The 24,588-nt window shown below is 40.3% G+C and carries 18 protein-coding genes; 16 read left to right on the top strand and 2 right to left on the bottom strand.

Features of this window, described 5'->3' with window-relative positions; translation table 11 throughout:
* Positions 1-114 precede the first annotated feature (114 nt).
* The 9 genes from I6N95_RS05600 to abc-f all read left to right on the top strand — a co-directional run bounded on the left by I6N95_RS05600 (position 115) and on the right by abc-f (position 13,335).
* On the top strand, positions 115-1,326 hold the full coding sequence (locus I6N95_RS05600) for an amidohydrolase (protein WP_209525473.1): 1,212 nt from the start codon (positions 115-117) through the stop codon (positions 1,324-1,326).
* Positions 1,327-1,589: 263 nt separating this feature from the next.
* On the top strand, positions 1,590-2,816 hold the full coding sequence (locus I6N95_RS05595; protein ID WP_209525470.1) for an ABC transporter substrate-binding protein: 1,227 nt from the start codon (positions 1,590-1,592) through the stop codon (positions 2,814-2,816).
* Between the two features lie 78 nt (positions 2,817-2,894).
* Complete coding sequence (locus tag I6N95_RS05590; protein ID WP_245249271.1) at positions 2,895-3,857, top strand: carbohydrate ABC transporter permease; 963 nt, start codon at positions 2,895-2,897, stop codon at positions 3,855-3,857.
* Entirely contained in the window at positions 3,858-4,679 is an 822-nt protein-coding gene (locus tag I6N95_RS05585; protein WP_209525468.1) for a carbohydrate ABC transporter permease, read from the top strand.
* Positions 4,680-4,705: 26 nt separating this feature from the next.
* The gene (locus tag I6N95_RS05580; protein ID WP_209525466.1) at positions 4,706-7,672 is read left to right on the top strand and encodes a glycoside hydrolase family 2 TIM barrel-domain containing protein; all 2,967 of its coding nucleotides are present in this window, start codon (positions 4,706-4,708) and stop codon (positions 7,670-7,672) included.
* Positions 7,673-7,682: 10 nt separating this feature from the next.
* Positions 7,683-9,398, top strand: coding sequence for an amylo-alpha-1,6-glucosidase (locus I6N95_RS27650; protein WP_209525464.1), 1,716 nt, complete (start codon positions 7,683-7,685; stop codon positions 9,396-9,398).
* Positions 9,391-10,284: a DMT family transporter gene (locus I6N95_RS05570; RefSeq protein ID WP_209525462.1), complete on the top strand. Its 894-nt coding sequence runs from the start codon at positions 9,391-9,393 to the stop codon at positions 10,282-10,284. Before I6N95_RS27650 ends, I6N95_RS05570 begins: the two co-directional genes overlap by 8 nt.
* A complete protein-coding gene (locus I6N95_RS05565; RefSeq protein WP_209525459.1) occupies positions 10,281-11,300 on the top strand; it encodes a LacI family DNA-binding transcriptional regulator in 1,020 nt (339 codons plus the stop codon). Before I6N95_RS05570 ends, I6N95_RS05565 begins: the two co-directional genes overlap by 4 nt.
* Before the next feature lie 457 nt (positions 11,301-11,757).
* A complete protein-coding gene (abc-f, locus tag I6N95_RS05560) occupies positions 11,758-13,335 on the top strand; it encodes a ribosomal protection-like ABC-F family protein (protein WP_209525457.1) in 1,578 nt (525 codons plus the stop codon).
* An 86-nt stretch (positions 13,336-13,421) separates the two neighbouring features.
* Here the strand turns inward: abc-f and I6N95_RS05555 are convergent, their stop codons facing one another.
* Positions 13,422-15,122, bottom strand: a complete 1,701-nt coding sequence (locus I6N95_RS05555) for an NFACT RNA binding domain-containing protein (protein WP_209525454.1) — start codon at positions 15,120-15,122, stop codon at positions 13,422-13,424.
* Positions 15,123-15,250: 128 nt separating this feature from the next.
* On the opposite strand from I6N95_RS05555, the gene I6N95_RS05550 reads away from it, so the two are divergent.
* The 5 genes from I6N95_RS05550 to I6N95_RS05530 all read left to right on the top strand — a co-directional run bounded on the left by I6N95_RS05550 (position 15,251) and on the right by I6N95_RS05530 (position 20,764).
* Entirely contained in the window at positions 15,251-15,916 is a 666-nt protein-coding gene (locus I6N95_RS05550) for a hypothetical protein (RefSeq protein ID WP_209525452.1), read from the top strand.
* A 272-nt stretch (positions 15,917-16,188) separates the two neighbouring features.
* Positions 16,189-17,631 carry a DUF1958 domain-containing protein gene (locus tag I6N95_RS05545; protein WP_209525450.1) on the top strand — a complete coding sequence of 481 codons (1,443 nt, stop codon included), beginning with the start codon at positions 16,189-16,191 and terminating at the stop codon, positions 17,629-17,631.
* Positions 17,632-18,097: 466 nt separating this feature from the next.
* Positions 18,098-19,105: a tryptophan ABC transporter substrate-binding protein gene (gene trpX / locus I6N95_RS05540; RefSeq protein ID WP_209525448.1), complete on the top strand. Its 1,008-nt coding sequence runs from the start codon at positions 18,098-18,100 to the stop codon at positions 19,103-19,105.
* A 6-nt stretch (positions 19,106-19,111) separates the two neighbouring features.
* On the top strand, positions 19,112-19,996 hold the full coding sequence (locus tag I6N95_RS05535) for an ABC transporter permease (protein WP_209525446.1): 885 nt from the start codon (positions 19,112-19,114) through the stop codon (positions 19,994-19,996).
* The gene (locus I6N95_RS05530) at positions 19,997-20,764 is read left to right on the top strand and encodes an ABC transporter ATP-binding protein (protein ID WP_209525443.1); all 768 of its coding nucleotides are present in this window, start codon (positions 19,997-19,999) and stop codon (positions 20,762-20,764) included.
* A 68-nt stretch (positions 20,765-20,832) separates the two neighbouring features.
* Here the strand turns inward: I6N95_RS05530 and I6N95_RS05525 are convergent, their stop codons facing one another.
* Entirely contained in the window at positions 20,833-21,606 is a 774-nt protein-coding gene (locus I6N95_RS05525) for a MerR family DNA-binding transcriptional regulator (RefSeq protein WP_209525441.1), read from the bottom strand.
* 229 nt (positions 21,607-21,835) lie between these two features.
* Here I6N95_RS05525 and I6N95_RS05520 point away from each other — a divergent pair, with 229 nt between their 5' ends.
* Both I6N95_RS05520 and tnpA read left to right on the top strand, forming a co-directional pair.
* Positions 21,836-24,064, top strand: coding sequence for an ATP-binding cassette domain-containing protein (locus tag I6N95_RS05520; RefSeq protein ID WP_209525439.1), 2,229 nt, complete (start codon positions 21,836-21,838; stop codon positions 24,062-24,064).
* A gap of 250 nt (positions 24,065-24,314) precedes the next feature.
* On the top strand, positions 24,315-24,588 hold a 274-nt coding region (gene tnpA / locus I6N95_RS05515; RefSeq protein ID WP_209525437.1), incomplete at its 3' end, for an IS200/IS605 family transposase.

Here is a 24,588-nt window from a genome sequence, read left to right as displayed (position 1 = left end):
CAGAGGCACTTAATTTCGTTTGTCCCATAAACTCAGGGAAACAGTCAATTCGACTGATCTGGCGTTATTATTAGTTTGTGGCATAGAATCATAAAAAAATTAGGAGATGAAAAGATGAAACGAATCATTATTCGAGATGTCCGGATTGAAACAGGTTTTAAAAAAGTGGCCGGAGTTGTCAGTGAGACATTGACAGACCTAGTTACAATAGTTATTGAAGATGGTGTTATTAGTCAGTTGTTGCAGGCGGATGATGACCAATTAGTCGGTTTTAGATACGATGCCAAAGGGGCGTTATTACTGCCTGGATTTACTGAAAAGCACTGTCATTTAGATAAATCTCGTTTGGGAACAAACTGGCAAGCGGTTAAGCGAGTGTCTTCAATTGTGGAGCGTTTTGAGATGGAAATTGGTGAACTTAATGGTTTGCCGCTAAATGTTGCTCAACGTGCTGAAAAATTGATTCAGGTCTTTCAACAAGCTGGGGTAACCAGTTTAAGAAGTCATGTGGATGTTCATCCGCGAGTGAACTTGGATTATTTAGATCAAGTGGTTGCTTGCTTAGCGGCTCACTCTCAGGAGTTGACCGCTGAAATAGTGGCATTTCCCCAACATGGTTTATTGCGAAATGATAGTCGTGACCTAGTTAGACAGGCGCTTAAACAAGGGGCATCCTTAGTGGGCGGCGTTGATCCGACGGCTGTTGATGGTGACATGAAAAAATCATTGGATGCCACGTTTGGATTAGCTGCTGAACAAGGAGCAGGCATCGATTTGCACTTGCATGAGCGAAACGAAATGGGATTGGCTACATTTGAGTATTTTTTAGACTTAGTTGAGAAATATCAAATGCAAAACAAGACGGCTGTGAGCCATGCCTTTGCTTTAGCAGATGTAACTGGCACACAACAGACTGAGTTGTTCAGTCGATTAGCGGAGCAAGGGGTCAGTATTATTACCAGTGTTCCACTGGGGAATATGCCGCCGGTGTTAACGTTGCAAAATGCCGGAGTTAAGGTTCATGTGGGGTGTGACAATATTTTTGATAACTGGTCGCCTTATGGCAGTGGTGATATTTTGGAACGAGTTGGTCGTTTAGGAGAAATGACCAATCAAGTGACTGAGTATGAATTGAGTCGCACTCTTGGGTTTATTACTGAAGGAGTGACACCTTTAAATGATCAAGGTGAACAGGTTTGGCCAAAAGTTGGCGATACAGCTGATTTTGTTTTTGTTGAGGCTAGTTGCTCAGCGGAGGCGGTAGCACGTCGGTCTAAAAGAGTTGCTACGATGTCTGCTGGTAAATTAGTCGCTGGTAAATTATAGCAAGATTAAACTGAAAAACTCTGAGATGGTAGACTCAGAGTTTTTTTCTGTCTTAAAACACAAGAATAGTATCGAGTGTTTTTTTACTTTGTCCTTTAGCAATCCATGGCGAAAGAAGAGAGTGGTCCTGATATTTAGTAAAGTTCATGATTTCACATTATTTATTTAGTAAATAAATATATAAAAACGCTTGCATTTAGTAAATAATATGATTATACTACAGGTAGTTAATAACTAAAAAATAGTAAAGGGGAGTTTTAGGCATGAAAGTTAAGACATTGTTTGTTGGTACAGTTCTTTTGGGGTTGAGTATGGCTTTGGGTGGTTGTTCAGCTAAGGAGGCCAAAGATGACGGGAAAACGACCGTTCGTTTTTCTACTTGGGATAGTGAAAAAAGTTTGGATATGCAGCAGCAATTAGTGGATAAGTTTAATGAGGAGCACAAAGACATCAAGGTTGTTTTAGAGGCTTATGGTAGTGAATACGATACGAAGATTTCTGCTGGAATTGGTGCTAAAGACGCACCAGATGTGATGTATATGTGGAATTATCCTCAGTATAAAGATGCCCTGGAACCCTTGGACTCTTTTATTGACAAAGAAGGACCTGAATTTAAAGACGACTTTTATGAGACGCTTTGGAGTTATAATTCTGTTGATGGGGATATCTTAGGTCTACCAGTCGGCTTTACGACTCACGCTATCTACTACAATAAGGACATGTTTGATGCGAAAAAAGTTCCTTACCCTCAATCAGGTTGGACCTGGGAGGAGTTGCACAAGATGGCAAAAGAATTAAGCGATAGTCAAACAGGTGATATAGGTTATGCCTTGCCGGGTAAACCAGATCCTTATGATTTTGAGATGTTTGCCTGGGGGAATGATGCCTCTTATTCAACGGCAGATGGGAAGCTTGCTGGCGCTCTAGATAGCGAAAAGACTATTCAAGTATTTGATGATTTCCAAGGCATGTTAAAGGACGAAAGTGCGATTGCCACCGAAGGCGATGGTTCAACAGAAATGGAATCAGGTAAAGTTGGCATGTTTGTCACAGGATCATGGTCACTGGAACCTCTAAAAGAAGCGGGAATTAATTATGGTTTAGCAGAAATTCCAAGTCGGAATGGCAACGAAGGTGTTAGTATTATTAGTTCTTCTGGTTTAGCCATGTCCAAGTATTCCAAAAATAAAGAGGCTGCCTTTGAATTTATTAAGTTTTGGACGAATCAAGCAGCCAATAATGAGCGCATTGAATACGAATTACCGGTTTTGAAATCAGTGGTAAAAGAGAATGGCTTGGAAGAAGATGAGTATAAAGGTATTTTTTATGAAATGTTAATCAAGAGTGAGGGCTATACGCCAAGCTCTTTTAAAGTGGCTAATTGGAGCGATGTGTCGGAAGATTTAAAATTATCTTTTGAACAAATTTTTAATCCAAGTACCATGGAATCCCCTAAAACTGTGTTAAAAGGTGTGACGGAAAAAGAGTAAAGGAGGGAGGCTGAGCTTAGCACTCAGCCTCTATCAAAAAACGGTCAGATTAGTTTATGATCAAAGGAGCTGAATTACTTGGAAGAAAGCATCAAGGCGTCGAATAGTATTAAAAGACCTTATCAGAAAAAGCAAGATCGTCGTAAATGGATTCCCTATTTATTTATTGCCCCATGGATTATTGGATTTATCGTCTTTACTTTTGGGCCGTTGATATTCTCATTTTTTATGAGCTTACATGACTGGCCGGTGACACGGGAGCCAACCTTTATCGGCTTGGAAAATTACAAGACGATGTTTACGATGGATCCTCAATTTAAGAAGTCGTTGATCATCACCATCAAATTTGCGGTTATTTTTGTTCCGCTTAATATGATTATCGCCCTGATCTTAGCTGTTCTCCTAACACAAAAAGTAAAAGGGGTTAAAATTTTTAGAGCGATTTTTTATTTACCAGCCGTGATATCGGGTGTTGCTGTCTCGATTATCTGGGGGTGGATTTTTAACTCAAAATATGGCATTTTAAACTATTTACTTAGTTTAATCGGAATTGAGGGACCAAAATGGTTAGTTGATCCCAAGTGGGCCATGTTTGCTGTTGTCATTGCCAGTGCTTGGGGAGTAGGTACGATGATGTTGATCTTTTATACCAATATTAAAAGTATTCCCAAGGATTATTATGAAGCAGCGGTTATTGACGGGGCGTCACCTCTCAAGCAATTTTTTAATATCACCATTCCGATTATTACGCCAACAATTTTATTTAATTTAATCACTTCAACAATTACAGCCTTACAGCAGCTTACGTTGGTTATTTTACTAACTAAGGGAGGCCCGTTAAAGTCTACCTATTTTTACGGGTTATATGTTTTTGAAAATGCCTTTAAGCACCAACGTCTCGGTTATGCAAGCGCCAATGCTTGGGTCATGTTTGTGATTATTTTAATGCTAACAGCGTTGATTTTTAAATCATCAAGCGCCTGGGTCTTTTATGAGGCCGAAGTTAAGGGACCGAAGAAGACTAAGAAAGGAAAGAGCTAAATGGAATTATCGAAGAAAAATAAATGGTTAACCTATATGTGCCTGGTTTTATTTTCACTCTATTTTATGGCCCCGTTTCTCTGGATGTTGATCACGGCCTTAAAATCCCCTAGTGAAGTTAATAGTTATCCACCGACAATTGTTCCACGGGCTTTTCAATGGCAAAATTTTGTGGAAGCTTGGCAGTCCCAACCATTTGGACGCTACTTATGGAATTCAACAGTGGTGACCGTTTTAACCACGATAGGCCAAGTGTTATCCTGTTCGTTGATCGCTTTTGGCTTTGCCCGCTATGATTTTAAGTTTAAGAACTTTTTGTTTATGTTGTTGCTAGCTTCAATGATGTTACCTTGGGATGTAACGATGATCCCTTTGTATATGCAATTTAATATGATGGGATGGATTAACACCTTAAAACCATTGATCGTCCCATCGTTTTTTGGATCGCCTTATTATATTTTCCTATTGCGTCAATTTTTAATGAACATTCCGACGGATATTGAAAATGCTGCCAGAATAGACGGAGCCAATGATTTTCAAATATTTTACAAAATCTTTTTCCCAATCATGCGGGCGCCTTTGATTCTAATTGCGATTCTTAATATGTTATCGGTGTGGAATGACTATTTAGGGCCGTTAATTTTCTTGCAAGATCGGAGCAAATATACCTTGGCTTTAGGTTTAGCTTCATTTAAAGGGGTGCATGATACTAATATTATTCCCATCATGTGTATCACCATCCTGATGATTGTCCCACCAATTTTGGCGTTTTTCTTTGCGCAAAAGTACATTATTGAAGGTGTCAGTGGTTCTATAAAATAATTTTTGATGAAAGAGGTATCGACAAAATGAGAGAAATGAAACCATGGGAAAACATCCATTGTTTAGGGAAAAATCGAATGGAGCCAGCTACTTCTTTTAACCGCTATGAGACTCGTGAAACTGCGCTAACGTTTGATGACTGCCAGCAAAAAGGTTTTATGAGTTTAAATGGTAATTGGCAGTTTAATTTTTATCAATATCCAGAGCTAGTTCCTGAGATTTCGGAATTAACTGCTGAGATTATGAGTGATAACCAGATAAAGGTGCCATCTTGTTGGCAATTGTCTGGATATGATCAGATGCACTATACAGATGTCTTATACCCATTCCCGATTAATCCCCCTTTTGTCCCTGATGAGAATCCGACAGGGCTTTATTACCGACAGTTTGATTGTCAGCTTCTTCCATCCGATCAGCTGATCTTACTGTTCGAAGGGGTCAGCTCTTATTTTGAGGTTTTTCTAAATGGTCAATTTGTTGGCTCTAATATGGGAAGCCGCTATGAGACGCGGTTTGATGTTTCCGAATTCGTGCAAGCGAAAGAGAATCAATTATTCGTCAAAGTCCTCAAGTGGTCGGCAGGAACTTATTTAGAGGATCAAGATATGTGGTGGCTTTCAGGGATTTTTAGAGATGTTTCTTTATACCAACAGGCGAAAACTACCATTCAAGATATTCGTGTTGAAACTATTCCTGATGACCATTACCGTGATTATGAATTGCGTTTAGTTGTCGAGAACCCCCACAAGCAACTGCTGCAGGGAGAAATTCTGATTGAGGGTCAGTGGTGCCAACTAGCGGGATTTGAAGCGCATGGTTCCCAGTTTATTAGTTCAACGGTCATTAAAAGTCCTAAATTATGGTCGGCAGAAACCCCTGATTTGTATCAACTCTTGTTGAAAGCGGGAAGTGAATACCTGCCATTATCGATTGGTTTTCGATCGATTGAAATAAAGGATCATCAGATTCAACTCAACGGACAAACCATCTTTTTAAACGGCGTCAATCGTCATGATTTCACCACGACTGGTGGCATGACAACGACACGGGCTATTATGGAAGAGGACGTTTGCTTGATGAAACAGCATAATATTAATGCTGTTAGAACGGCCCATTACCCTAATCAACACTATTTTTATCAGTTGTGCGATCGCTATGGTCTATATGTGATTGACGAGGCAGATTTGGAATGTCATGGTTTTGAAAATACTGGCGATTACAATTGGTTAAGTGATAATGACTTATGGGAAGAGGCGTATGTGGAGCGCGGCTTAAGAATGGTCAAACGGGATTATAACCATCCAGCGATTATCATGTGGTCTCTCGGAAATGAGTCAGGGGCTGGGCAAAATTTTGACGCCATGTATCGGGAAATGAAAAAAATTGATTCTCGTCCCATTCATTATGAAGGGGCTCGAGAGGGACGCCACAGTGATGTCTTCACGACGATGTACACTCGTTTGGCTAAGTTGGAAACGATTGGCAAAGAAACCCAAGGACAAAAACCTCACTTAATTTGTGAGTATGGGCATGCCATGGGCAATGGGCCAGGTGGTCTGAAAGAGTATCAAGAGGTTATGCGAAAATACGATCGACTCCACGGCGGCTTTATTTGGGAGTGGTTTGATCATGGGATTAAGACCGAAAGAAATGGTAAATCTACCTATTTGTATGGTGGTGATTACGGCGACACACCGAATAACAGTAATTTTTGTATCGACGGCTTATTGCGCCCAGATCGAACGCCGTCGCCAGCTTTGCTTGAATACAAATACATCATTCAGCCGATTGAAGTTGCTGCGACTGAAACGCCGTTTACGTTGGCGATCACCAATTTGTTTGATTTTAAAAGTTTGCAGACGATCACCCTTGATTATCAAGTTTGTCAACAGGAGCAGGTTTTATTTGAAGGATCGCTGGTGTTGCCAGATATCTCTGCTCGGTCAACGGTTAGAATTAATTTACCTGATGTTGAGTATGAGGAAGGTCAAATCGGCGATGTTTACCTCAATTTGTCTTTTTGTGAAACGCAAGTAACAGGTCAAAACGAGATTGCTAAAAGTCAACTTGTGTTAGCTGAAAAAGCCAAATGGCAGGAAGTCGTTCATCCTGGTTCTGCTTTGGTGATCGATCGTCAAAAAGATCGGTTTCAAGTCAAGAGTGATGCGTTAACGGTCATTTTTAGCCCGATAACTGGTAAGTTGCTGAGTGTCAGTCAGGGCGGTCAGTTGATTTTTGAAGAGGGGTTTGCCTTTACCATGTGGCGGGCGCCAATTGACAATGATATGTATAAGACGGCCGAGTGGCAAGACGCCTATTTCATGGATCAAGTCACAGAGCAATTGATCGATTTTGAGATGGTGGAAGGGGAGGACTGTGTCGTAGTAACGGTTCAAACATACGCTTCGGCCACGAATCAAAATTGGGGGTATCATTTAACGTATCGCTATGATATCTTGTCAGCGGGCCTGATTAAAGTTAAGATACAGGGCGAGACTAAAATCCGCGGAAGCCATCGACCGGACATGTTGCCAAGGCTAGGGTTTGACTTTAAGACAAGGGCTTTTCAAGATGTCATCTGGTATGGCAATGGCCCAGGAGAAAGTTATTGTGATAGTCTAGCAGCAGTTCAGCTAGGGGTGTATCGGAAAACGGTTGGCCAAATGCATACGGAGTACATTTTACCTCAAGAAAATGGCGCCCGAACGAGTGTTTATTGGGCCAAGTTGACGAGAGCTAGGGATCAAGGGGGGCAGCTAGAGTTGCGATTCAATCAGCCAGTCACCTTTACTGTTCACGACTATTGTCGAGAGACTTTAGAAAAAGCTAAACACATTGATGAGTTAAGTAGGGGCAGCAGTAACTGGTTAACGATAGATGTGGCCCATTCTGGATTAGGCAGTAACAGTTGCGGTCAAGAACAGTACGAGGAGCATAAGGTTCGATTTGAGAATTTTGAGCTAGGTTTTTCGATTGAAGTTAAGGATAAGTGAGGTGGAGAGTGTGAAGATTGATATTAAAGAGATTCCTTTTTCAAGAAGAGGTTCTTATTTTGCTGTGTCCTATCTGGCTCAACATCAGGCGATCTTTATTCGCGACGTTCACGGGGGAGATGATTCCCCTAGTGAATTGTTTGAGATCGTCTTAGAAGGAAATAGTGATTTGACCAGCGAGGCGTTTCATGAGAGCTATGTGATCGAAACCACGGCAAGTCTTTTAAAAATCAGTCGGCGAAGTCGGCCAACTGAATTTTGCGCCTTGATTTTGCCGACAGCGGAACAATTACGTATGAAAGTGGTTGGAATGGCAGTCAGATTGAAGGCTCATAAAGTCAGATATGACAGCCTGAATCAACTATCTTCAAACACGTATGAGTACATTTCGTATAAAAAAGAGACAAAGTTTCACTTGAGACTAAATGGCAGTCAGATTAAGGTGGAGGCTCCTTGGTATCGTGTTGGCAATCCAACTATTGAGATCTGTTTAGATGGACAACAAAAGCCTCAGGAACTAGTGATTGATAATTATCAGGTAGTTTTACCAAAGGAAATGAAGTCTTTGTCGACTTTTGAAGAGGCCCATCAATTAGTTGAGCAGGAATACCGCGAGTGGGAAAAAACAGCTGATGTGCCTCACGCCTATCGTAAAGGTCAGGCGTTAGCCAATTATATCATCTGGTCAAGCATTGTTCGACCGGTTGGTCAGCTGACGAGTGAGTCGATTTATATGTCAAAAAATTGGATGCAAAATATTTGGAGTTGGGATAATTGCTTTAATGCGATGGGAGTAGCTGCTGAACACCCTGAATTAGCGTTTGGCCAGTTTCAAGTTTTTATGGCTCATCAGGATAAATCGGGAGTTTACCCTGATTTTATCAATGATCAGTTTGTCTCATATAATTGTTGTAAACCGCCGATTCACGGCTGGGCTTATTCACAATTGATGGCTGTTCACCCCTATTTTAGCCAGCCAGCGCAATTAGATGTGATTTATGACAGCATTGCGGCGTCGACTAATTTTTGGCTAACTTACCGCATGAGCGATCATGGGTTGCCTTATTACACTCATGGAAACGACTCGGGCTGGGATAATGCCAGTATTTTTCATCAAGGATTGCCTGTCATCTCTCCTGATTTAAGCGGATATCTCATTCAGCAAATGGACATCTTAGGAAGGTGGGCCAAACAATTAGGTCGCTCTGATGATAGTGAGCGGTGGCAACAATTAGCAGATCAACTAACCGAACAGTTGTTAAAGGTGCTTTACGATGGCGATCATTTTATGGCTCGTTCTTATCGAACAGGAGAGCCGATTGAGGAGTCTCACAGCTTGCTCCTTTGTCTGCCGTTGGTGATTAGTTACCGCCTGCCAGAATCGCTTGTGACGCGTTTAATTCAGCGGATTATCACGCAATTCGAAGGGCCTTTTGGTTTGCAGACAGAAGCTAAGGACAGTCCTCATTATCAGGTAGATGGTTATTGGTTAGGTCCGATTTGGGCCCCAGCGAGCTTTATCTTTTTTGATGCTTTTCGTCGTAGTGGGCATTTGGAAATCGCTAAACGATTGGCACAAAAATATTGTCAATTAGCGAATGAGCACGGCATGGCTGAAAACTATAATCCAGAGACTGGAGCGGGGAATGATGATTTAGCTTTCACGTGGACGTCAAGTGTGTTTTTATTATTAGGGAATTATTTAAAGGAGTTGGAGAATGGCTAGAAGCAGGAGATTAGGACAGTTAGGTTTAATTGCTGTAGCCATTATTTGGGGAAACGGGTTTGTGGCTAGTTCGTTGGCTTTAGCTTATTTTAACCCCTTCCAAATATTAGCCATCAGATTTACGTTAGCATTTGTTGTATTGGTAGTTCTAAATCTTAAGCGACTAAGGACTTTAAAAAAGCCGACTGTTATCAAGAGCGCTTTTTTAGGAGTGATCCTCTATCTGGCATTTATGTTTCAAACCATTGGGCTACAATATACGACGCCCTCACGCAATGCTTTTTTGACGGCTGTCAATGTGGTGATTGTTCCTTTTTTAGGCTTGCTTATTTTTCGTAAAAAAATCCCCATTAAAGGCCTAATAGGAGCGATTGTTAGCTTTTTAGGGATCGCGTTTATCTCTTTAGATACTAGCAAGTTGACCTTCCTAAATCGAGGAGATGTGTTAACCTTAGTTTGTGCTTGCTTTTTTGCCTTACATATTTTTTTCACCGATATTTTTGTTAAAGAGGATCAGGCGTGGGCCATCACCTTAATTCAAATGGGAGGGGCTGCGGCGTGTAGTTTGTTGATGTTAGTGTTTAATGGTGGGACGATGCCATCTCTATCGCAACAATCACTGGTACCAGTCTTGTATCTGGGATTAATCAGTACGCTAGTGGCTTATTTCTTGCAGACCTATTCGCAAATGTACACGACTAGCAGTGAGGCGGCTGTCATCTTATCCACAGAAGCCTTCTTTGGGATGCTGGGGGCTGTTTTATTGCTAAATGAAGTCGTCAATCTACAAATGATAATTGGTGCAATCTTAATTTTTTTAGGTATACTAATAGTAGAGTTAAAACCGAAAGCTAAAAAGCTTTCAGAAGGTGAAGAGCGCATATGACGAAGAAACGAAATCCAACCATTAAGGACATAGCAGCAATCGCAGAGGTATCACCTGCAACGGTATCTCGTGTTTTGAATTATGACACAACATTGAATGTGCCAAATGAAACGAAAATCCGTATATTTGAAGCCGCAGAAGAATTGGACTATGAAACTCCAAAAACCAAAAAGAAAAAGGACAACCAGCAGACCATCGGCTTATTGTGCAGTTACTCGGCTGAAGAAGAGCTGGAAGATGTCTATTATTTGGCGATTCGAGTGGCATTAGAAAAACATTTACTTTTAGATGGTAAAAAAATCCAACGCATCACAAAACAATACCCGCAAAAGTTTTTGAGCAGCTTAGATGCTATTGTCTGCTTGGGGCTATTTGACTTAGAGGATGTTGCCTGGCTTGAAACACTGGGCAAACGAGTTGTATTTATCGATTCATCCCCTGCGCCAGAACAGTTTATGTCCGTGGTGATTGATTTTAAATTGGGGACAGAAAAAGCCCTTAATTATCTGATAGAGTTAGACCATCGAAAAATTGGGTTTATTGGTGGGGAAGATGAAAATTTTGCTATGGATGAACGGCAAGTGGTCTATGAACGCTATTTGCAGAAACAGCAATTGTTGAATAGTGAGTGGACCCTTGTTGGCAAGTACACACCAGCCGATGGTTATCGCTTATTCAAAGAGTTGATGAACAAAGCGGACCGACCGACGGCGATTTTTATTGCAAATGACTCGATGGCTGTCGGTTGTTACAAAGCGGCTCATGAAATGGGGATCCAAATTCCCTCAGATGTTAGTTTAATCGGGTTTAATGATTTGTCCTCATCAGAGTTTCTGGTGCCTGCTTTGACGACCATCCGTTTGCAAATTGATTTTATGGTTCAGGTTACCATTGAGTTGTTAAATCGCATGTTGGTCAAATCGTATGATTATCCAATTAAGCATACGATACCACCAAAATTAATTATTAGGGAAAGTACGCAAAAAAATCAAAAATCGCCAAGGGCTAGCAAGTAAGTGAACTAGTTGCTTTTTCGTTCCTTTACATCAAGGTGATTATTTGTTATTATATGGGTACTATAATAAAAAGGTGGTGAATGGTCAGATGTTTTGTACAGGAGAGATCAATAACAAAAAACTGCAACGTTTTATTGCTCTTAACCGTGCAATTATTTCCGTATTTTTTGCTAAGGGGACAAGTGTGTCCAAAAACAGCAATTAAATATGAGAAAAAGACCATTCAGGCTAATTTTTATTACGACTAAATTCATTATTAAATAACATCGTTATCGATAGTGTAGCAGCCATGACGTCTTTGTCATGGCTCTTTTTGGCGATGGTTAGTTTGCATTGCCCTGAAGACAGATTCTGTTGTAGGATTTGCGAATTAGTTAGGACAACCTTGACAAAGCTGTTTCTTCTGCTTTTTAGACACAGTGAAAATTTGCCTCGAATGGAAGAAAGAAGGCAAAAAATGATTATCCAGTTGAACAATGTAACGAAAACCATTGGCGGTGAGTTGCTATTTGAAAATTTAGATATGCGTATTAAAGAGGGCCAAAAGGTAGGCATAATTGGGCGAAATGGCTGTGGGAAGTCAACTTTATTAAAAATGATTATGGGGATTGAAGGTCGGGATGAAGGTCATCTCAGTATTCGTAATCACGTGTCAATAGGTTACTTATCTCAAGAACGAGTGAGTGCTGTTGGTTTGGTAGGGAGGGATTTTCTTTTATCGGCTCGAGCAGATTTATTGGAAATTGGTGGGCAACTCAGATTGTTGGAAAGCCAGTTTGCGACAGCTGGTGACGAGTTGGAAGTTCTTTTAGTCAAGTATGGCAAACTTCAAGAAAAGTTTGAAGAGGAAGGTGGCTACGAAATCGAAAGTAATCTTGAGACCATTGCCAATGGTTTAGGTATTTTTCCGCTGCTAACTCAACAGGTAACTTCCTTAAGTGGAGGGGAGCAAACCTTGTTGGCTTTGGCTAAAGTCTTGCTAGAAAATCCAGACGTATTTCTGATGGATGAGCCGACGAATCATCTTGATTTGCAAGGGTTAGCTTGGCTGGGAAATTATATGAGTAAATCAAAGAAGACCTTTTTAGTGGTCTCTCATGATCGTCATTTTCTCAATCAGGTGGTCGATACGATTATCGAGTTGGATTATGAGGCAGTGGTATATCAAGGGAATTATTCTGCTTATCAAGCAGCCAAGAAAAAGCGCATGGAATTGTTGGCGAAAGACTACGAGGAACAACAGAAGGAAATCAAAAAAATTAAAGAGGCCATTCGCCGTTATCGTCAATGGGGACATGAAAGTGATAACGAGAAGTTTTTCAAGCGCGCTAAGCATTTGGAGAAACGCTTGGAGCAAATGGAGGAAATCAGTCGACCGCCGAAGGAGCAAGTCGCTTTGATGAAATCATTTAATTTCAGCCAGCGATCAGGGAAGGAAGTCTTGGAATTTAAAGGTGTCTCAAAGGCCTTTGCAGGAAAAGTATTATTCAATCAGCTTGATTTTAACTTGTTTTGGCAAGATAAGGCGGCGATTCTTGGGCCTAATGGTAGTGGCAAGAGCACCATTTTAAAAATGCTACTGGGGGAATACCCTGTTGATCAAGGGCAAATTAAGCTTGGTAGTCAGGTTCAAGTGGGTTACTTGTCTCAATCGATTGACTATGAAAACCGGCAACAAACGGTTTTGGATGCTTTCCGCAGTAGTTGTCAATTACATGAAGAAGAAAGTCGGCGCACGTTGGCGAAATATCTTTTTTTTAAAGATGATGTGTTCCGCCAAGTGGGCAACTTAAGTGGTGGTGAGAAAGTCCGGTTGGAATTGGCAAAATTGATGCAACAACCTAATAATTTATTAGTGTTAGATGAGCCAACCAATCATTTGGACATTGAAACTCGTGAGTTGCTAGAAGAGGTTTTAAGTTACTACCAAGGCACGTTATTAGTGGTTTCTCATGATCGGTATTTTTTAGAAAAGACGACAATAACTTATTTTACGATCGATCATCAAACAATTAGTTCTCGTTTATCCAGATAATTCCAGTTAGTTGGTTGTTTATCGAGCATAGACGTTGAACAGGATAAAAGGTGACACACTCCAAGAGTCAGGAGCGTGTCACCTTTTTATAGTTTGAGACGTTGAACCAGCTCTTTGTCAGGGGTGACATAGATGGTTTGTTGGTTTTCATAGATAACATATCCAGGCTTTGCTCCATTTGGTTTTTTTACATGGCGAACCGCCACGTAATCAATAGGAACAGAGCTTGATAAGCGGAATTTTGAAAAGTAGCCGGCGATATTGGCAGCTTCGGCGATGGTTGTTTCGCTAGGCTGACTGTCTTGGATAATCACATGTGACCCAGGAATGTCTTTTGCGTGAAGCCAAATATCATTTTTATTAGCTGTTTTAAGGGTTAGTTGATCATTTTGTAAATTGTTTTTACCGACTAATATCAACGTGCCATCAGAGGCTTGATATTTTTCAGGTTTACTTTTCGGTAATTTTTTCCGTTGGCCAGCTTTTTGTTTTAGCCGGATGTATTTGCCTTCAATCAATTCTTCACGAATCACATCTATATCCATTGGTGTCGCGATTTCTAGTTGTGCAAGGACCGATTCTAGATAAGCGGCTTCTTTTTTAGCAGACTCAATTTGAGCGGCAATGATTTTTACTCCATTTTTAAGTTTAGCGTATTTTTGAAAGAATTTCTGAGCGTTTTGAGCAGGTGATAAGTCTTCACGAAGGTTAATCGTGATGGGCGCATTCTCATCATAATAATTCTCTAAGGTAACTTTTTTTGCTCCTCGCTCTACTTGATGAAGGAAGGTGGTTAAGAGCTCGCCTTTTTGGCGAAACTCTTCAGCATTTTCCGTGTCACCTAAGGCTTTTTCTAACTTTTTAATTTTCGCAATGGTCTTTTTGTATTCATTGTCAATTTTGCGGATAAGTTCTCCAGCTTGTTGTTTAACCCGTTCTCGTTCAGCCTTGCCTAAATAATAGGCTTCCAATAATTCACTGAGGGTCGGGAAACTTTGCCGCTCATTCCCTAGATAATCGTAAGCGATGGGAGTAAAGTACTCTTTTCCTTGATAAAGGCTCAAGCTTGGTTCCGGTGTATTGTCAATTGCTTCCCAGAAACCATACCACGTCTTCATTCGTTCAGTCGGTTGGGCGCTTAAACGGGTAGCTAATTCAGTGGCTGTGTCAAAACCAAGGCCTTGAAAATGCTGTTGCAGAAATTTCCCTGTCAAATCATCTGCTGTTGCCAATAAGTCAAAAAGACGAGTTTGGTTGACTGAGAAAGGGTTGAGCTGTGAGTCATTTAGAGGTGGATTAACATAGCTTGCTCCAGGAAGTAAGGTGCGATACGTATTTTGGCTTGGACCAACATGTTTAATACAGTCAAGTATCTTTTTTGATTCGTGATTGACTAAGACGATGGTGCTGTGGCGACCCATTAATTCAACTACAAGAACAATGTTCTCTAAATCTCCTAGTTCATTGCGCTTGGAGAAAGCAAAGTGAATAATTCGGTCATTGTCGACTTGTTCAATTTTTTGGAGGATAGCTCCTTCTAAATATTTTCGCAACATCATACAGAAGTTGGGCGCAATAGGCGGGTTCTGATAGTCAACGCTTGTTAGTTGCATGCGCGCATAAGTTGGGTGAGCTGACAACAAAAGCTTGTGGTTCTTCCCTTGATTGCGAATTACTAGGATGATTTCATTATCGTAAGGCTGATGAATTTTTGATAGACGTCCATTAAGAAGTTTATTATTCAATTCAGCCGTCATAGCACGTGTAAAAACGCCATCGAATGACATATGTATTGCCTCGTTTCTTTTTAAATTACTCATTTTTACATGAGAAGAAAAAAGGATTTCTTATTTTGTCTTTCCTTTTCTTTCTGCAATGAGTATACTATTATTATAACAGAGTAAGGGTGAAGTGAATGGAGAAATTTGAGAACATTAAAGAGATTGTGGTAAAAAGAGCGAAAGCGTTTATTCATTATGTAAAAGAAAACTGGCAAGTATCTGCAATTGCTGGGTTATCTGTTGTGTTAGTTATCTTAGTCATAGCAGTGGTTTTACCTAATACTCAACGTAAAATACGTATTAAACAAGCCGATTCTTTAGTGATGGCCCAAGTGTCCGACATCAAGCAAGTGGAGACTGTTAACTTTGACCAATTGGAGAGCACGATTCGAAAAAACGATAAAATCCTTGTGGCGATTGTTGACCCAAAAGATAAAAATTATGATCAGTTTGTGGAGATTTTAAATGACAAAGGTAAGATGGCGGAATTTGAGGGGACAGTATTTTTCTTTCCGATACTTTATAACGTAACAAAGGTAACTGATTTTTACCACCTTAAAGGCGGTATAACGTTGATCTATTTTGAAAATCAACAAGAAGTTGAACGCATTAGTCTGGATAATCAGCAGGAGATTGAATTGTATTTAGTTGATCATCTCAATAGTTTGATTCGACCTTCAGGTGATGAGTTAGATCGAATTAACGCAGAGAAACAAGCGGAAGCTGAGAAACAAACGACACAAAGTACTGAAGAAGAAGTGATCGATGAATTGCAAAACAGCAGTACGACGGGTCAATAATGATGAGTAAGTTGAATCATTTCGATTCAACTTTTTTTTGTGTTTTTAAAAAATTCACTTGCAAATCCCGCCTAAGAAAGGAATAATAAATGAATACCCTTTTTTTATTTACTGGGCGGGCTTAAGCGTCTTGCAAGTCAGCTCAACATGACTATTTTGTAAGAATGAGAAGTATTGATTTAGCAGTCAAGTAACGGTAGTATGGAATAGATAGAGTAAATAGAGGGATGAATAGTCAATAGTGAAAAGTATAATTTATTAAGGAGTTTAGAATGAAGAAATTGATTAAGGTATTAGTTGTGTTGATGGTGGGGCTGAGCTCATTAGCTACTGGGGTGGTAGCATTTGCTCAGGAAGATATTATGACAATCACCAGAGAGGCGGGTTACACAGTTGATGAGAAATATCGACCAAAAACCTCGATTATGATTGATTCGCAAACAGGGCGTGTGATATGGGAAGACAACGCTGATGTCCAGCGCTACATTGCCAGTTTAACCAAATTAATGACGTTGTATTTAGGATTTGAGGCGATTGAAGCTGGCAAGTTTTCTTTAGAGACGACGTTGCAGCCTTCTCAAAATGTGTTAAATATTTCGAATATATATAGTTTAAGCAATAATAAAATGGCAGCGGGGGTTGAATATACGATTGAAGACATCATCCATTTAGTTTTGATTCCGTCTTCCAATGCGGCAACGGTTATGCTGGCTAATTTAGTCAGTGATGACAACGCGGCGTCATTTGTCAATTTGATGAATGAAAAAGCTAAAGAATTAGGGATGACAAATACAATTTATTATAATGCCACAGGCGCTGCCAGCAGTTTTTTTGAGGGGTATTATCTGCCAGAAGGAATTGATCCTAATGGCGATAACATGTCCACCGCTCGTGACCTGTCGATTTTGGCTTTTAATATGTTAAAAAAATACCCTCAGGTTTTAGAGTTCACTAAAAATCCAACCTATACGGTAAAACCAGGAACACCTTATGAAGAAACTTTTGACAGTTATTTGTTTGCTCTTCCTGGTAAAACGTATGCTTATGAGGGGTTTGATGGGATCAAAACAGGTTCAAGTCCATCTGCTGCTTTTGGTTTTGTAGGGACCGCCAAGCGCCAAGACACACGGTTTATCGAAGTGATTTTAGGGGTTGGTGATTGGAGTGACCAAATAGGTGAAGAAGAGCGTCATCCTTTCGGCAATGCGTTGTTGGACCTTGGTTTTAATGGCTTTGAGTATAAAAAAGTGCTTGATAGTGGGGAACAGACGATTAATGATCAACAAATCGTGTTGGAACAAGATTTTTATACCTTGGTACCTAAAAATCAAGAGCTGTCCTTTAAGCTGGAAAATAATCAACTGTCCTTAGTGACTGACTTGCCACAAGTCTCTGATAAAGTACCAAATCCGAGTGTCTCTTATCAAGTGGTTGCCCAAGGCAAAAATTTAGGGAAACCCACAGCTGACAAAGGGGATTTAAAGCCGACAGATGATAGTTCCTTTTTTTCGCAGATAGATAAGTACGCCATTCCAGCTCTGGTCACGTTGATCGGTCTGATCGTGGTGGTGGTCTCACGGTTACAGCGCAAACCTAAAAGAGGGAGTCGCCATAGTGCCAAATCCAGCATGGGGAAAATAACGCTAATAGTCGGCCTAATCATCACGGCAGCCGGAATTGGTTTTGGGGTTCTCGTTAATTTAAATCTGTTATAAATGGTCAAAAGAGCTTTGTCAGTGAGGATTGGTTTAGCTCTTTTGGCGAAGAGTGTTTAGAAGAACAGATGTTTTTATAATTTACTATTGACATCTGTAAAGTGTCGTCGTAAACTAATGTTTATAACTTATAGAAGAGAGGGATTTTCATGAGACAACCATCTAACACAGCAAAACAACCTAATTTAACATGGCAAAGCTGGCGTAGATAGTTGTGTGTATGAATGTTTCGATTCATAGATGCAACTTTTAGTGTACTTTCTAAAATTGTATCTATGAGGCTAACTTATGATTAAGAAGACCACATAGATGAGCTGTCTATGTGGTTTTTGCTATATGTTGGAATGGGATTAGCCATTCACAGGGCAATGACGACAACAGTCATTGCCTTTTTCTAATGGGATTGGAAATGGCTGGCGCCAGTGGCGCAGAAATAAATCGAAAATGATAGGTGGAGGAAAATGAGATGAAAAATAAACGATTGATAAGTGTGGTAGGACTAATTGTCATCTTTTTGATTGTGAGTTTTGTGATGCAAAAGACAGAGATGACTGCAAAAACGCAAGAAAAAGAGCGGATTTTAACGGTTGGTGTCTTGCAGTTCCTTAGTCATCCTGCTTTAGATGAAATTTATCGTGGCATTCAAGATGGTCTAAAGGATGAGGGCTATGAAGAAGGCAAGAATTTGAAAATAGAATTTCAAAATGGTCAAGCGGACCAAAGTAAGTTAAATACCATGAGCCAGCAACTGATTAATCAAAACGCTGATGTCTTAATTGGCATTGCCACACCAGCGGCGCAAGCCTTGGCAAATTTGACAACCGAAATTCCGATTGTTCTTGGGGCCATTACTGATCCTAAAGGTGCTAACTTAGTTGCCGATAATGAAAAACCTGGTGGGAATATCACGGGTGTTAGTGATAAGTCGCCAGTTGAGGCGCAATTTGAGTTAGTCAAGGCGTTGCTACCAGAAGCGAAATCGGTTGGGATTTTATACTCTTCAGCTGAGGATAATTCAAAGTATCAAGCGAATGAGGTGGAAGCAGTTGCTAAAAAGCAAGGAATGACAGTTAAGCATTACCCAGTTCCATCAGGCAACGAAATTTCTCAAATGGTGCAAGTGATGACGTCAGAAGTGGACATGATTTATGTCCCTACAGACAATATGATTGCCAATGCCATGCAAATTGTCGTGGACATCGCCAATAAAAATGAAACACCAATTATTCCTTCTGTGGATACGATGGTCGAACAGGGGGGCCTAGCGACTGTTGGCATTAATCAATATGAGTTAGGCGTTCAAACAGGGCGTATGGCGGCCGATATTTTAGCTGGTAAATCGAATCCTGCTACAACACCGATCTATACCTTCACTTCAGGTGATATTATTATTAATGAGGGGCAAGCTGAAAAGTTAGGTGTTAAGATTCCAGCCAATATTTTAGAGAAAGCCACGCTTGTGGGAAAGGGGTAAGCTGAAATGATAGTATCAGTTATCGGTCAGGGATTGATTTGGGGGATATTAGGTTTAGGAATATTTATGACGTATCGGATATTAAATTTTCCCGATATGACAACAGAAGGGTCCTATCCTTTAGGGGCTGCGGTCTGTGTGACAGCTATTACTCACGGTCTGTCACCAATTATTGCCACGATTTTGGGTGTTTTAGCGGGGATGGTGGCTGGATTAGTTACAGGCTTACTTTATACCAAAGGCAAGATCCCGATTATCTTATCAGGAATTCTGGTGATGTCAGGATTGAATTCAGTTATTTTATTCGTTATGCAATCGCCTAACTTGTCATTGTTGAATCAAGCCAAGATCCATGATTATTTTAGAGGATTAAATTTGCCAAATTATTTTGATACCGTCTTGATTGGCTTAATCGCCGTGGTGATTATTATCACCTTATTATTACTTTTCTTCAATACGAATTTAGGTCAAGCTTATATCGCCACTGGTGATAACGAAATCATGGCTCGTTCGTTGGGAATTAAAACAGATCGGATGAAAATATTGGGTTTGACATTATCCAATGGGGTCATTGCTTTGGCTGGTGCCCTTTTAGCTCAAAATGATGGGTATGCCAGTGTCGATAAGGGGATCGGCGTTATCGTCATTGGATTGGCTTCCATCATTATCGGCGAGGTCATATTTGGTGAATTGACGTTGACTGAACGCTTAATTGCAATTGTTGTAGGAAGCATTATCTATCAGTTGTTAATCCTTGCCGTTATTCGCTTAGGGTTTAATACTAACTATTTGAAAATCATTTCAGCCGTCATATTGGCCTTGTGTTTGATGATTCCACAAATTAAAAGCAAGCTCAATTTAAATTTTTTACCTGATAAGGAGGAGCTGTAAATGACAGAAGCCATTCTTGAAATTCAACACGGTGTTAAAACCATTTCCAACGGGTTAGATGAATCAAAAGTTATTATGAATGATTTGAATCTAACGATTCGTTCAGGTGATTTTATTACGGTCTTAGGCGGCAATGGGGCTGGTAAATCAACTTTGTTTAATAGTATTGCCGGAAGTTTGTCCTTAACCAAGGGGAAGGTTTTGTTAAAAGGACAGGATATTTCTAACAAAAAAGAAGAAGAACGGGCTAAATTCATTTCTCGGGTTTTTCAAGATCCTAAGATGGGAACCGCCCCTCGAATGACAGTGGCAGAAAATCTCTTGTTGGCCATGTATCGCGGCCAAAAACGACAGTTTAAAAAACGACCTTTGGCTCAAAATCGCCAGGAGTTTCAGGCCTTGTGTCAGCTGATTGGCAATGGGCTAGAACAGCATTTGGACACCCCCGCGGGCAACTTATCAGGTGGTCAACGCCAAGCTCTAAGTCTTTTGATGGCGACCATCACAAAGCCGGAGTTATTACTATTAGATGAGCACACAGCCGCACTTGATCCTAAAACGTCTCGCTCTTTAATGAAGCTAACCGATCAACGAATTCAAGACAATCACTTAACTTGTTTGATGATTACCCATCGAATGGAAGATGCTTTAACCTATGGGAATCGACTAATTGTGTTACAAAAAGGTCAAATTAAAGTTGATTTAGCTAAAGAAGAAAAAGAAAAATTGACCTTGCAAGATTTATTGCTATTTTTTGAAGAAGAGTAAATATGAAAAAGCCCAACGAGGCGTGACACTAGATCCAAACGACAATATGGGAAAAAAGATGAGACAGATTAATTTGTCTCATCTTTTTTTAGAACAAACCTGGCTTTTTTAACCATAGGTTGTCGGGGGAAGTCGTCTATTTCAGTTAAGGATAATTCACGACAGAGCATGTATAAATAGTGAATGCCCACAAGCTGCCGTTGAATGGCTTGATTGATATAAGTGAGGGAGTGTTGAGCAATTTCAACTATTTTTTCTGGTGAATGATGATCTAAACGAGTCAATGTGGAGCGGACTTCGTCTAAGGACCAAGTAGAGGTTTTAATCACCCGAATCAGTAAAACTTTTTGCATCATTTCATAGGTAAACATGCGATAACCGCTCTCTAAATCTCTTTCAGGTTCGATCAAGCCTTCTAAACACCAGTGCCGTAAAGCGGTTGTCGAAAGATTTAATTTATCTGCGGCTTCACCAATGGTAAACCAGCCTCTTTTAGGGAGATTTAACTCAGTGTGCAGTTCTTGCCCAGTCAGCATCTCAAGGGTTTGGTCGGTTAGTTTTTTTTCCTTGTTTAAATTTGCTTGAGAGTCATTAATTAACCAAAAAGCAGCAAGCATTTCTTTGTTTAAAATCTTACCCATGATGCGGTGAGTTAATTGATACCCAAACCCCAAACTGAGACTGCGAATCGCTTGGAAATAGTAAAGGTGTTCCTCTGTATAGATGCGATAACCGCTAGCGGTTCGCTCTGGCTTTGGGACAATGCCATCCTCTTCGTAAAAACGTAAAGAACTGGTGCTAATATTTAGTTTTCTTGCAATGTCGATCGGTCGATAAGTCATGTAATCGTCTCCTTGCTAGACGTAGATTTGATGGGTTCTTGTGAGATCTGTTGAGGTGAGCTTTTAAAAGGTCGGTCTGGATTGTAAACTTTTTACGTAAAAACATTGTAAATCATTACGTTAACTATGACAAGTTTAGTAATTGCTTTAATGTGATACTATCATCTTGTCGAGTTAATTAGAAAGTAAGTTTATTCTAACGACCAAATAATCTTTCGGAGGTAGCATGATGACACAAGAATATTTGATTTTGAAAGGCGCACGGGAAAATAATTTGAAAAATATTTCATTAGCGATTCCTAAACGTCAGTTAACGGTTTTTACAGGTGTTTCCGGTTCAGGTAAATCATCGATTGTTTTTGATACGATCGCCACAGAATCTCAACGACAAATGAACGAAACGCACAGCACGTTTGTTCGCAATTTTTTACCAAAGTATCAAGAACCCGATATTGACAGTATTGAACACTTGTCTACCTCAGTTGTGATTGACCAAAAACGCATTGGCGGCAACTCTCGTTCGACACTTGGAACCATTACCGACATCAATGGGTTGATCCGTCTACTCTTTTCCAGAGTGGGGCAACCACACATTGGCAATGCCAACTACTTTTCCTTTAATCAGCAATTAGGCATGTGTCCTGAATGTGATGGCATTGGGCGGAAAATAACAGTGGATATCAGTAAAATGGTAGATCGCGAACGGTCATTAAACGAAGGAGCGATTCTTTTCCCCATTTTTGCAAATAATTCGTGGTACTTACAAGTTTATTTGCAATCAGGATTTTTTGACAATGATAAAAAATTAAAAGACTATTCAGAAGCCGAATGGCAACAACTTCTGAATGGGAATGGGGTCAAAGTTAAGGTTGATAACCACAATATTAATTTTGAAGGACTTTTAGTTAAGTTTGATCGAATGTACTTAAAGAAGGAGGGGGAAGTCTCAGAGCGCACCCAGAAGCAAATTGCTCAGTTCACTCACGAGACATGTTGTGAGTTATGCCTTGGCCAACGAGTGTCGCAAGCTGCCTTGTCTTCGAAAATTAAAGGATATAATATTGCTGATTTTTTAAGCATGGAGTTGCCAATCTTACTCGAGCGATTAGTTGAAATTGATCAACCTGATGTGCATCCGCTAATTAAAAGTCTGAGAGAACGTCTGCAAAATTTGATCGACATTGGGTTGGATTATTTGAATTTAGCGCGGGAAACGTCAACACTGTCTGGTGGTGAGTCACAACGAGTTAAAATGGTGCGTCACTTGAATAGTAGTTTAACAGATTTGCTGTATATTTTTGATGAGCCTAGTATTGGCCTTCACCCGAGAGATGTAGCGCGAATGAACCAGCTTCTGATTAAGTTGAGAGATAAGGGCAATACGGTTTTGGTCATTGAACACGACCCGGATGTGATTAAAATCGCAGATCATGTGATTGAAGTTGGGCCTCATGCAGGGGTTCATGGTGGCGAGATTATGTTTGAAGGCAGTTTTGCCGAGTTATTGACGTCAACCACCTTAACCGGGCGCTTTCTACAACAGAAATTGCCATTTAAAACTGCGCCTCGGCAAGCTAAGGGTCAACTGACTGCTCCGCCAGCGAGTATTCATAACTTGAAAAATGTGTCAGTTTCCATTCCAGAGGGGGTCTTAACGGTTGTGACAGGTGTGGCTGGTTCTGGCAAAAGTTCTTTGATTTATCACTCTTTTTTGAAGGAGCATCCTGCAGCAGTTGTGATTGATCAGGCAGCGACCCATACGAGCTCACGCTCTACGCCAGTGACTTATATGGGGATTCTCGACGAGCTTCGCAAACAATTTGGCAAAGAGAACGGCGTCAGTCCATCTCTATTTAGCTTTAACTCCAAGGGGGCTTGCGAAGAATGTAAAGGATTGGGGTATCAGAGTCAGGACTTAGCCTTCATGGACTCGATTCGCATCAAATGTGCCACTTGCCATGGGAAACGATTTAAAGAAAGCGTCTTGCGCTATCATTTAAATGGTCAGACGATTAGTGATATTTTAGAAATGACAGTTGAACAAGCGGTTGATTTTTTTCAAGCGACTAAGATTCATAAAAAGGTGAGGGCACTTCAAGAAGTTGGGCTGGGATATATTACCTTAGGTCAGCCTTTAAACACTTTATCTGGCGGTGAGGCTCAGCGACTAAAGTTGGCCAGTGAGCTCCATAAGAAAAGTTCCCTCTATATTATGGATGAGCCTTCTACGGGGTTACATCTCTCTGATATCGCTCATATCTTAGAAATAATCAATAAGTTAGTGGATAAAGGAAGTACGGTGGTTGTGATTGAACATCATGTGGATATTATTCGGCAGGCGGACTGGGCGATCGATATTGGACCTGATGGTGGCAGTCGTGGGGGACAGATTGTTTTTGCAGGAACTCCCAAAGAGATGAGCCAAGCACCTGAAAGTATCACGGGGCGCTATTTATAATCAAAAATGGTTCGGCTCTTTTGAGTTGAACCATTTTTGATTTATAGGAAAGTAGCAAACTTTTTCTATTTCGTAGTTTGGATCCAACTTCACGAGACGGCTTTACGCTCAGCTTTTATTATTTATGCAATAGCCGAGAACACTCGCGACTTTAGTCGTGTAGATGAATCGGCTTCGGTTGTGGCATAGCTTTAGCTATGTTGAACAGCCGATATCATATATGTTAAACTATTTCCAAGGAGGTTTTTTCATGTCAGAAGTACATCATGGTCGTGGGTATGTCTATTCCATAAAGTATCATTTAGTTTGGTGTGTGACATATAGACATCATATTTTGCACGGAAACATTGAGACATATGTTAAAAAATTATTAAACCAGATTGCATTAGATAATGATATTAAAATCATTGAGATGGAGTCAGATAAAGACCATATTCACTTACTTATTGAATGCAAACCTCAACATTATATTCCTAATATAATGAAAGCATTTAAAGGCGTGTCTGCACGGCTCTTGTTGAAAG

The sequence above is a fragment of the Vagococcus allomyrinae genome (assembly GCF_017829975.1).
GTDB lineage: Bacteria > Bacillota > Bacilli > Lactobacillales > Vagococcaceae > Vagococcus_D > Vagococcus_D allomyrinae.
The sequence above is the reverse complement of the archived record's forward strand: the minus strand, read 5'-3'. Positions and strand labels throughout refer to the sequence as shown.

Bases quoted from the DNA above. Each gene is read 5' to 3' on its own strand.
- I6N95_RS05585 (WP_209525468.1), top strand. From the start codon at position 3,858: ATGGAATTATCGAAGAAAAATAAATGGTTAACCTATATGTGCCTGGTT.
- I6N95_RS05530 (WP_209525443.1), top strand. From the start codon at position 19,997: ATGACAGAAGCCATTCTTGAAATTCAACACGGTGTTAAAACCATTTCC.
- I6N95_RS05535 (WP_209525446.1), top strand. From the start codon at position 19,112: ATGATAGTATCAGTTATCGGTCAGGGATTGATTTGGGGGATATTAGGT.
- abc-f (WP_209525457.1), top strand. From the start codon at position 11,758: ATGATTATCCAGTTGAACAATGTAACGAAAACCATTGGCGGTGAGTTG.
- I6N95_RS05595 (WP_209525470.1), top strand. From the start codon at position 1,590: ATGAAAGTTAAGACATTGTTTGTTGGTACAGTTCTTTTGGGGTTGAGT.
- I6N95_RS05600 (WP_209525473.1), top strand. From the start codon at position 115: ATGAAACGAATCATTATTCGAGATGTCCGGATTGAAACAGGTTTTAAA.
- trpX (WP_209525448.1), top strand. From the start codon at position 18,098: ATGAAAAATAAACGATTGATAAGTGTGGTAGGACTAATTGTCATCTTT.
- I6N95_RS05565 (WP_209525459.1), top strand. From the start codon at position 10,281: ATGACGAAGAAACGAAATCCAACCATTAAGGACATAGCAGCAATCGCA.
- I6N95_RS05550 (WP_209525452.1), top strand. From the start codon at position 15,251: ATGGAGAAATTTGAGAACATTAAAGAGATTGTGGTAAAAAGAGCGAAA.
- I6N95_RS05555 (WP_209525454.1), bottom strand. From the start codon at position 15,122: ATGTCATTCGATGGCGTTTTTACACGTGCTATGACGGCTGAATTGAAT.
- I6N95_RS05570 (WP_209525462.1), top strand. From the start codon at position 9,391: ATGGCTAGAAGCAGGAGATTAGGACAGTTAGGTTTAATTGCTGTAGCC.
- I6N95_RS05580 (WP_209525466.1), top strand. From the start codon at position 4,706: ATGAGAGAAATGAAACCATGGGAAAACATCCATTGTTTAGGGAAAAAT.
- I6N95_RS05545 (WP_209525450.1), top strand. From the start codon at position 16,189: ATGAAGAAATTGATTAAGGTATTAGTTGTGTTGATGGTGGGGCTGAGC.
- I6N95_RS05525 (WP_209525441.1), bottom strand. From the start codon at position 21,606: ATGACTTATCGACCGATCGACATTGCAAGAAAACTAAATATTAGCACC.
- I6N95_RS05520 (WP_209525439.1), top strand. From the start codon at position 21,836: ATGACACAAGAATATTTGATTTTGAAAGGCGCACGGGAAAATAATTTG.